Origin of the sequence: Luteitalea sp. (assembly GCA_009377605.1) — a bacterium.
In the GTDB taxonomy this organism is placed as follows: Bacteria; Acidobacteriota; Vicinamibacteria; order Vicinamibacterales; family Vicinamibacteraceae; genus WHTT01.
Genome location: WHTT01000068.1, coordinates 24,699 through 34,527, shown reverse-complemented (window position 1 = coordinate 34,527; position 9,829 = coordinate 24,699). Strand labels below are relative to the sequence as shown.

Below are 9,829 nucleotides of genomic sequence, written 5' to 3'. Positions count from 1 at the left end.
CGGAAGGCCCTGACGCCACGGCCAGCGTTCGTGGCGATCTTGGCGTGCTCGGCCATGAGCTGTGTCTCTATCCGGAGCTGACCGCACGCGAGAACCTCCGTTTCTTCGCCCAACTGTACGGCGCCAGTGATGTCGAAGCGCGCGCCGAGGCCGGACTTGCGTCGGCGCGGCTCGACGAGCGTGCCGACGATCCCGTGAGCGGCTTTTCCCGGGGAATGCGTCAGCGTCTCGCGTTCGAGCGCGCCGTTGTTCACGAGCCCCGTTTTCTCCTGCTGGACGAACCGTTCACGGGCCTCGACGACTCGTCGACGGCGCGGCTCGTGGAGCGAATACGAGACCTACGCGCCGCTGGTGTTGGCGTGATCGTGGCGACGCACGACCTCGAGCTCGTCGATGGCATGCTCGATCGCGCCGTGATTCTTCGCGCGGGGCGCGCTACGGTCGTCGAGGCTCCGGGCACCGCATTGCGTGTGCACTATGCACAGGTCGTCCACGGTGAGCCCAGCCCCGCTGCACCTCCGCCCTCGGGCTTCCGCCTTCGCGGCCCGGAGCCGACGGCGGATCGCCGCTACGGCGGACAAGCCGCGAGCCGGCGGACGAGCAGCACTCCTGCACCGAGCGTCTCTGCGCCTCGCGCGACCGGATCGGCTGCGGCGTTCTTCCGAGTGGTCTGGCAAGTGCTACGGAAGGACCTGGTCATCGAGACGCGCAGCCGTGAGATCTTGGCGACCACTGTGTTCTTTGCCGTCGCGTGCGTCCTCGTCTTTTCGTTTGGTTTCGTAGACGAGGGGCGTCCTCTGCAAGGAGCGATCGGCGGCATTCTCTGGATAGCGCTCGCGTTCTCCGGCACACTAGCGCTCGGCCGCCTGTTCGAGCGGGAGCGGGCAAACGCCACGCTCCAGGGGCTGCTACTAGCGCCGGTCTCGCGTGCCGCGATTTATCTCGGGAAGCTCGGCGGCGTTCTCGTCCTCATGGCTGCCGTGGAGCTCGTGGTCGTCTTGCTGGTTGGGCTGTTCTTCCAGGTGCGCGCTGTGCCACGGCCATGGCTGCTCGCCGCGCTCTTGGCGGCTGGCACGCTTGGGTTTGCGGCCGTGGGCGCGCTCTTTGCCGCCATGCTCGCGCGGGCCAGAAGTCGCGAAGTGCTCTTGCCAATCCTGCTCTATCCCATGACGGTGCCGGTGCTGATTGCCGGTGTGCGCGGGACGTTGTCGGTGGTCGATCCAACACGCGGCGACGCGATGGCTGTGACCTGGCTCGCCATGCTGATATTCTTCGACACGGTATTCGTCACGCTCGCCCTCTGGACGTTCGACGCCGTCATGACGGAGTAGGGCGTGAGCGGGTGACCAGGTGAGTGGGGGACAGGTGAACGGGACATCTTGGAGGGGATTGCGGTGTTGAATCGGATCGCGGTACGGGCGCTCGTGCTTGCGCTGGTGATGTTCATGCTCGCGCCGTTCTTCATTGCCGCCGCGCCCTATGAGTCCACCATGGGGCTGGTTCAGAAGATCTTCTACTTCCACGTGCCGTCCTGGATCGTGATGTTTCTGGCGACGTTCGTGTGCGGCATCGCGAGCGTCCGTTTCCTCTGGACGCGGCGGCCATCTGCCGACCATGTGGCGAACGCCGCGGCGGAGCTCGTCCTGCTCTTTGGCGCCATCGGACTCCTGACCGGTCCGATGTGGGCGCGCAAGGTGTGGGGCGTGTGGTGGGTGTGGGATGCGAAGCTCACCTCGGCGCTCGTGCTCTGGATGATCTTTGCCGCCTACGGGCTGCTGCGCCGGTTTGGTGGACCCGGATCGGAGCGATTGGGCGCCGCCGTGGCGCTGTTCGGGATGGTCAACGTCCCGTTCGTGTACTTGTCGGCGAACCTCTGGCGCACGCTGCATCCGAAGACAACCGTGGTGCCGTCGCTGGTGCCGGCGATGATGGGGCCGCTCTGGTGGTGCGCCGGTGCGTTCCTACTTCTGTTCGTTGCCCTACTGGCGACGCGAGTACGCATCGCCGAGCAGGAGGCGCTCTTGGACGATGTGATGCGCACCTCGGAAGCGTGAGGAGTGGATGACGATGAAATCGATGAGGCGCCGGTGGTGCCTGTGCCTGTGCCTGTGCCTGTGCCTGGGGCTCGTGGCGATGTCTGGCGTGACTCTGCTGCTGGCGGCGCAGCCGACCGTCGCACTCGAGGCCTCCGAGCCTGGCATGGCGCAAGCAGGCGACGCTGCTTCGGGTGTTGAACGGCCTCAACCGCCTCCCGCGCAGGACGAGTTCGTTCCCGTCAGCGAGCTGCCGCCCGAAGAGCAATTGCCCGCTGCCCCCTTCCTCATAGGCGCCTATGCCATTGCCTGGCTGGTGGTGCTTGCGTACGTCTGGCGCCTCTGGAAACGCCTGGGCCGCGTCGAGCAGGAGCTTCGCGAGGCCCTTCGAGCAAAGGGGGATGTGTAACCGGGCGTAACAAGGTGAGGGGGTGCTCGAGCGTGCGTAGCGCGCGGCCTAATGGTCCCGCGTCGGCAGAAGCGGCGGCCGCTCGCGAACCTCCCAATCGTCGAATCACCTGTCACCCTGTCACCCGGCGGGAGGCGGTACGATGCCTGAATTCAGCAACATGACCGCCGGTCACTTCATCTTCATCCCGGCGGTTCTCCTCATCGGCATCGTCATCGGTTGGATTCTCGGCTCGCGCGCCGCTGCGGACCACTACCGCGCCGAGCTCCGCCGCCGCGAGGAGCGGCTGAGGCAAGCGCCAGGTGACAGGCGCTGACCTACGATCGCGCGCATTCATGACCGTTGGTCTCTCGAACCTGGAGTGAAACACATCGTTCCGCTATTGGGCCGGCTGGCCAACCGCTGTTATCACTCGATTATCGATTATACTGGCCGTGATGCCGAGCAGGCGCCGAACTGCGGTCCGGACCGAGAGCCGGTCGGCACAACGTTTGTGCCGACCGGCGTGAAGATGGCCGCGACAGGATCACGTCAAAACGCAAAGCGCACGCCGAGCCGTATGAGGCGCTCGCCGGAAGCACTGGTGACTTCCGAGAAGCCGTTCAAGTCTTGAACCGACCCATCGGGATTGAGCAGGAGATTCGAGACGTTCGCCCCCGGGTTGTTGAAGTGCGCCGTGTTGAGGACGTTGAACGCCTCGAAGCGTAGCTCCAGCGTGCGCCGACCGCCGACGCTGATCACCCGGAACACGCCGAGATCCCAATTGCCGTAGCCAGGCCCGCGCATCGAGTTGTAGCCGGCATTGCCGAAGCGTGGCTCCGTGACGGGCGCGAAGGCCAACGGATCGAACCATGCATTGCCTTCGCCAATCCCGTTGAGGATGTCGACTTCGGGCTTGACCTGATCGGCCATCTGTGCGTTGCCAGGCGCATTGAGCGACGTGCCAGAGGCTTGGACGCTGAACGGCGTCCCACTGTAGAAGCTGACGGCATTGTTCACTTGCCACCCGCCGAGGAGGGCCGACGCGACACCGCCGTTGTTCAGCCAGCGGCGGCCCGTGCCGAACGGGAGCTCGGCGACGCCGAGGATGTGCAACGCGTGGGTGCGGTCGAAGCCGGAGAGCGCCCGATTGAGATGGTAGAACTCCGGAATGTTGATGCGCGGGGTGCCGTCGCTGTTATCGTTGCCGGCGATGCCCATCGAGCGCGACCAGGTGTAATTGGCTTGGAGCTGGAGGCCGTTGGCAAAGCGCCGCTTCAGGCCCGACTGCAGCGCGTGGTAGTCGCTGTTGCCGAGGGGCGCGACGAGCCGCGTTTGGGCATCGCGCTGGAACTCGCCGAAGAGCTGACGGCCCGTACGGCCGCCGTCGATCGGCGACCAATTCAGCTCACGGGTGCCCAGTTGGTCCACTTGGCGCGTGCCGATGTAGCCCACCTCGCCCACGAAGCCTGCCCCGAGCTCGTGCTGGAGGATCACGTTCCACGACTCGACGTGCCCGCGGTCGAACTCGTCCGGCAATGTCACCGTGGACACGTTCGCCGGCACCGGGATGATGCCGTTGCCGAGATCCGGCGCCGGGATCTCGGGAATGCCGTCCTCGAGCCGGCTGGCGAACGAGTACGCATTCGGCGCCTGCACGACCAGGCTGAGCAGCACGGGATGGTTCGTGCGCATCGGCCGTGCGAGCGCGTACGGATCGTTCGTGATGCCATACCCGGCGCGCACGACGGTCTTCTCAGTTGGCCGCCACGCCAGGCCCAGCCGCGGCGCGAACATCATCTTGCTGACCTTGACACCGAGATCCATCGGCACCGATCCGACGCCGCCGATCTCCATCATGTTCGTTTCGGGGTTGTAGCGCTCGAGGCCGCGGTCCGCGCGGCGCGGGATGGGGAAGTACTCCCAGCGTGTGCCCAACGACAGCGTGAGCTTCGGGCCCAGCCGCCACTGATCGCGGACGTAGAGGCTGTACTGCCAATTTCGCGTCGTGTACGGGGCGTCCACCTCGAGGATGCGCCCGGTCGTGTCCGGCAAGCCGAGCAGGAACGTCGCCCAGGAATTGAAATTGGTGCCCGACGGGCCATCCAGGATCTGCGTCGGCCCGGACCCGAACTCGAAACTGCCGCGGGCACCCCGGCCGCCGCTGATTTCCGGCTGTGTATGGTTCATGGCCTGGTAGTAGATGTCACTGCCGAAGCGGAAGCTGTGGCTGCCTTTGATCCAGGTCGCGTTCAGCACGTACTGGATCTGATCGTCGCTCCGGTAGTAGGGCATGTAGTTCTCGGTCGTCCCGTAGCCCGTGTAACTCGAGACGTCGAATCGCGGCATGCCGCCCTCGAAGTCCCGCGTGCCGTTCGTGCCTGGCAGCCCCAGCACGTCACGCCCGACGTTGACGCCGATGTTCGACATCTCGACGCCGGCGTTCATCCGGACCCAGCCCACGTTGGCATCGACGACCAAGTTCGGCGTGACCGTGTAGGTGGCGCCTGCTGAGAGGTTGTACGTGTTGCCCGAGCCGATGCCCGGATTGCCACCGCCGATGGGCGGTCCTTGAAGCTCCTCGCCGAACACCGTCTCGTTCTCCGTATAGAAGTCGAGCACGCTGTAGCGAACGAACGTGTTCAGACGGTCCGTGGCGTTCCAGTTGAACTTGCTATCGACCGTCCACCGGTCGAACTTGTACGGCGCCTGCACGAAGTAGTTGTCGGTCTCGGGCATCGTCCCATCCTCGCGCGGCAAGTTGGCGCCCGGGACGCGGTCGATGAACCACTGCGCAATGGGGTGAATGCGATCGGCTGGGATTCGGTTGTTTGGGAACGGTGTGCGTCCCGATCCGTCGGGGTTGCCGGTCAGGGGGTCGTAGATCGGGTTTGGGGAGGCCGACAGATCACCCCGCCGCAGCGCGTCGGTCGGGACATCTCGAATGGAGTTGACCGTCTGGCGGTCGAGGGTGCTCTCGTAGCTCCCAAAGAAGAACAGCTTGTTCCGGACGAGCGGCCCGCCGAGCGTGCCGCCGAACTGGTTGTACGAGAAGTCGCCCTTGTCGGTGCCGGGCGGCGCGAAGTAATCGCGCGATCGCAGGTTCTCGTTGTGGTGATACTCGAACGCCGAGCCGGTGATCTCGTTCGTGCCGCTCTTGATCTGCACGTTGATCGCCGAGCCACCCGCCAACCCCTGTTCGGCGTCGAAGCTGTTGGAGACCACGTTCACCGTCTCGAGCGACTCGAGCGCCGGGACATACGCCGCGACGTGGGGTAGCCAGATGTTGGTCGTGCTCACGCCGTCGATCCGTGTGTTGTTGCTGCTACGGCTCGCGCCGTTGGCGTTGAAGACGAGCGCGCGCGACGGGTTGGACGGCACGGAGTGGGCGTCGTCGGGTGGCGTGAAGCCCGGGAGATACTTGAAGAGCTGCTGGTAGTTGCGGCCGAGCGGCACCGGTAGGTTCTCGAGCTCGGTGGCGTTGATCTCCGCCCGGACCTCCGCGCGATCCGTCTGGAGGAGCGGCGTGTCGGCAGCCACCATGACCGTCTCGGCCAGCGCACCGACCTCGAGCGTGACGTCGACGCGGGCGACCGAGTTGAGCGTCACCGGCACCTGCTCGCGCTCGAACGTGCGGAAGCCATCGAGCGTGACCCGAACCGTATACGGCCCAGTCGGTACGGTCGAGAAGGTGTAGCTCCCCTGCTGGTCGGTCGCCGTTTCACGGGTCAGGTTGCGGCCTTGCTGCGTGATGACAACCGTCGCGCCTGGGACCGCCGCGCCGCTCGAATCCCTGACGTTGCCCACAATGGACCCGTAGAGCACCTGCGCCTCGGCCGGGGCCAGAGCGGCGACGATGAGCGCGACGGCAGCCGCGGCACCGCCGATCAGACGCAAGCAACGCCGAGCTGAACGCGAGAGTCGCGTGGACATGGTCATCCCTCCTCCAAATCGTGGTCCTGTGCCGGACGAACCTTTCGCTCCCGGCCATCGAGACCAATCCAGCAAAGCGGGCAGATCAACGGCCCCGCAGAAAACGTGTAGCCTTAACAGGTAATACCTATCTCGCTCTCGGGGCCCGTGTCAAGGTAGAACCTTTCGTCGCGGGCATCCCTTCTTGCCGCGGGCGGATGTAGCGCCTCACACCGTAAGGCGCGCCCTCACGCCCAGATCCATGAATGCGGGGGATCTCTGTCAGACAGGGAGGAGTATCAAATGTCATCACTGCGAATTCCCAATAGACGCCATGTCCTCGTCTTTTTGACGCTCACGTCGCTCGTCGTCCTCGTGCCGGCCATCGCTCGAGCATCCGACCGGCCTCTGGCGCCGGAGCTTCGCGGCCTCGGCACGCTGCATATGGAGGTCACTACCGTCAACCCGAAGGCGCAGGCCTTCTTCGACCAGGGGCTGCGCCTCCTGTACGCGTTCAACCACCAGGAGGCGCGACGCGCCTTCCAGGAAGCGGCGCGCCTGGATCCTGACCTGGCGATGGCGTACTGGGGTCAGGCCATGGCGCTGGCCCCCAACCTCAACGCGCCCTTGACCGACGAGAATGCCACGCTCGCACACCAGGCCGTCGCGGCGGCGAGCGGAGCGCTGGACGAAGCGGGCCCGCGAGAACGGGCGTTGGTGGAGGCGTTGGCCACACGCTTCGCGTCGGATCCAACGGCGCCCCGCGTGCCGCTCGATCATGCCTACGCGGCCGCGATGGCCCGCGTAGCCGCGGCGCATCCACGGGATCCGGATGTGCAGACGCTCTACGCAGACGCCGTGATGAACACGATGCCGTGGGACTACTGGCAGAAGGACGGTTCGCCGAAGGCGGAGACGGCCACGTTGATGAGCGTGCTGGAAGACGTGATCGCAAATCATCGTGACCACGCGGGCGCACATCATTACTACATCCACCTCCTCGAAGCCTCCGAGATGCCGGAGCGCGCGGAAGCCAGCGCCGACCGTCTCGGCTCGCTGATGCCCGCTGCAGGCCACGTGGTTCACATGCCGTCGCACATCTACATCCCCGTGGGCCGCTATGCCGATGCGGCCGACATCAACCGACGGGCGATCGCCGCCGACGAGGATTACCTGGCTCAGTGCCAGAGGCAGGGCCTCCCGTCAGCTATTACCCGCACAACCTCCACTTTCTGTGGGCGGCGGCAACGTTCGAGGGACGCGGCGCGGTGGCCATCGATGCCGCTCGCCGGGTGGCCACCAAGGTGCCGCATCATCACGCCGGGGCGCTCGCATGGACCGCCGACTTCCCGGTCACGCCGTGGCTCGCCTACGTACGGTTTGGCCGATGGCAGGAGATGCTGACCGAGCCAAAGCCGCCCGCTTCCGAGCCGTACGCCACAGGCATTTGGCACTATGCGCGCGGCCTTGCCTTCGTGGCGCGGAACCAGGCGGTTCGCGCGCAGGCGGAGGTCGCTTTGTTGGCGACCGTGATGAATCATGAAGCGTTTCGGACGACCCTGAAGGATCTGCCACTGCTCACCAATCTGGAGATTGCCAGCCGTATCGTTCGAGGGGAGCTGGCGGCGCGCGCGGGGAAGATGGACAAGGCCATCGCGCTCGTGTCAGAAGCCGTCACGATTGAGGACACCATCCCTTACAACGAGCCCGCCGGTCTGGCATCAGCCGACGCGGCATGTGCTCGGCGCGTTGTTGCTGGAGGCTGCGCGACCGCGCCAGGCGGAGAAGGCGTATCGCGAGGATCTGGAGCGCTTCCGCGAGACCGGATGGTCGCTCTTCGGTCTGTGGCAAAGTCTCGAGGCGCAGGGCCGGGCCGATGAGGCACGGGCTGTGCGGGCCCGCTTCGACAAGGCGTGGGCGCGGGCCGACATCGCGCTCACCTCATCGCGCATGCTGCGGGCAGGGGGAGAGCGCGATCGCGAGCCGGCGTCCACGCCCAGTGCCAAGAGCGCGGAGGAGCACGTGCTTTGCGATCGATCATCCCGATCGCACGCTCGGACTCGTCTTGATGGGCGTGTTCACCACTCTACGCGGTCACGCCACCGTGCAGGAGCTGTGGGACTCCACCGTGTCGACGCTAACGGATCCGGTGGCCCCGGCATTCGTCAGAGCGTTCCAGAAGAGCACGCTGGCGCGCGACGTCGAACCGGCGTATTTCGAGACGGTGGTGCGCGAGAGCCTAAAGGTGCCGGCGCAGGTGTGGCGGCAGACGTTCAAGGCGTTCCTCGAGACCCCGGACTTCCCGGGCGCTGGGGCGATCACGGCACCGACGCTGATTCTCTGGGGCGACCAGGATGGCTTGTCCCCGCGGCAGGATCAGGAGGCGTTGCGCACCGCCATACCAGGCGCACGGCTCATCGTCCATCGCGGCGCGGGGCATGGACTTCACTGGGAGGACCCTGGGCGCGTCGCGGTCGACCTCGTGGCATTCATCCAGGAGCTCGAACCTTCCGTCCCTCGATCCCTTGATCCCTTGATCCCTCGATCCCTTGATCCCTCGATCCCTTGATCCCTTGATCCCTTGATCCCTTGATCCCTTGATCCCTTGATCCCTCGGTCCCTGGATCCCTCGTCGACCTTTCTCCGCCGCCGCTACCTTCCCATCGCCAGCCGTGTCGCCAAGCTCGCTGGCAGGCCGGCCTCGAGAATCCGCGCTTGCGCGGTGGCGATGGCGTAGGGGACCCTGCGGAGATCGACGACGCCGGCGGTGGTGTCGACGATGGCGAAGGCGGCGCGCGGGTCACCGTCGCGCGGCTGTCCGACCGAGCCGGGATTGATGAGCACTCGACCGTCCTCCGGTAGTGCGACTCGTCCCTCGGCATCCGGGCGCACGTATCGAACACCGTTGGTCTCGCCCGGGAACCGGTAGATACCTTGCACGTGCGTATGGCCGAACAGGCCGATGGGACGACGGAGGAGGTACGCGGCGTGCTCGGCGTCTTCCAGCGTGAAGATGTAGAAGTCTTCGTCATCCGGCGCACCGTGCCAGAGCTCGATGCGCTCATCCAACACGAGCGGCCCAGCGGGCAATGCGCGCAGGTAATCGCGGTTGGGGGCGTCGAGCGCCTCGATGGTCCAGTCGACTGCCTGGCGGGCGGCAGGATTGAACGTCTCGGGCGCGAGTAGTCCCCCTGCCACCTTGTCGTGGTTCCCGCGGATCACCGCATCGGGCCGGAGCTCGCGGATCTGTTCGATGACCACGTTTGGGTCGGCGCCGTAGCCGACGAGATCACCGAGGACGAGGAAGCAGTCGTAGGAACGGGGCGGCGCTGCCGCAAGCACGGCCTCGAGCGCCTGGAGGTTGGCGTGGAGGTCGCTCAAAACGAGATAACGCATGTGAAACTGAAAGAAATAAAAGGGCATGTCCCGCCCTGGCGGACGGGACCGAGGACCGTGGGTCTCCTTACGAGCACACCCCCCTGGGGATGTACAACGT

General features: G+C 65.7%; 7 protein-coding genes. 5 read left to right on the top strand and 2 right to left on the bottom strand.

Features of this window, described 5'->3' with window-relative positions; translation table 11 throughout:
• From GEV06_20420 to GEV06_20410, 3 genes are all read left to right on the top strand, one after another.
• Positions 1–1,331: ATP-binding cassette domain-containing protein (locus GEV06_20420; GenBank protein MPZ20257.1), on the top strand; the 1,331-nt coding region annotated here is incomplete at its 5' end.
• Positions 1,332–1,394: 63 nt separating this feature from the next.
• Positions 1,395–2,054, top strand: a complete 660-nt coding sequence (locus GEV06_20415; protein MPZ20256.1) for a cytochrome C assembly protein — start codon at positions 1,395–1,397, stop codon at positions 2,052–2,054.
• Positions 2,055–2,061: 7 nt separating this feature from the next.
• The gene (locus GEV06_20410) at positions 2,062–2,442 is read left to right on the top strand and encodes a CcmD family protein (protein MPZ20255.1); all 381 of its coding nucleotides are present in this window, start codon (positions 2,062–2,064) and stop codon (positions 2,440–2,442) included.
• Between the two features lie 531 nt (positions 2,443–2,973).
• Here GEV06_20410 and GEV06_20405 read toward each other — a convergent pair.
• Positions 2,974–6,360, bottom strand: coding sequence for a hypothetical protein (locus GEV06_20405; GenBank protein MPZ20254.1), 3,387 nt, complete (start codon positions 6,358–6,360; stop codon positions 2,974–2,976).
• A gap of 276 nt (positions 6,361–6,636) precedes the next feature.
• Between GEV06_20405 and GEV06_20400 the strand changes: the two genes are divergently transcribed.
• Both GEV06_20400 and GEV06_20395 read left to right on the top strand, forming a co-directional pair.
• Positions 6,637–7,737 (top strand): hypothetical protein, encoded by a 1,101-nt coding sequence (locus GEV06_20400; protein MPZ20253.1) that lies wholly within the window; start codon positions 6,637–6,639, stop codon positions 7,735–7,737.
• Between the two features lie 331 nt (positions 7,738–8,068).
• Positions 8,069–8,902, top strand: coding sequence for an alpha/beta fold hydrolase (locus tag GEV06_20395; protein MPZ20252.1), 834 nt, complete (start codon positions 8,069–8,071; stop codon positions 8,900–8,902).
• Between the two features lie 83 nt (positions 8,903–8,985).
• On the opposite strand, the gene GEV06_20390 is transcribed toward GEV06_20395, so the two are convergent.
• Entirely contained in the window at positions 8,986–9,729 is a 744-nt protein-coding gene (locus tag GEV06_20390; GenBank protein MPZ20251.1) for a metallophosphoesterase, read from the bottom strand.
• Positions 9,730–9,829 lie beyond the last annotated feature (100 nt).

Excerpts from the sequence above, each read along its gene's own strand:
- GEV06_20410 (MPZ20255.1), top strand. The coding sequence starts at position 2,062 with ATGACGATGAAATCGATGAGGCGCCGGTGGTGCCTGTGCCTGTGCCTG.
- GEV06_20390 (MPZ20251.1), bottom strand. The coding sequence starts at position 9,729 with ATGCGTTATCTCGTTTTGAGCGACCTCCACGCCAACCTCCAGGCGCTC.
- GEV06_20400 (MPZ20253.1), top strand. The coding sequence starts at position 6,637 with ATGTCATCACTGCGAATTCCCAATAGACGCCATGTCCTCGTCTTTTTG.
- GEV06_20395 (MPZ20252.1), top strand. The coding sequence starts at position 8,069 with ATGTGCTCGGCGCGTTGTTGCTGGAGGCTGCGCGACCGCGCCAGGCGG.
- GEV06_20405 (MPZ20254.1), bottom strand. The coding sequence starts at position 6,360 with ATGACCATGTCCACGCGACTCTCGCGTTCAGCTCGGCGTTGCTTGCGT.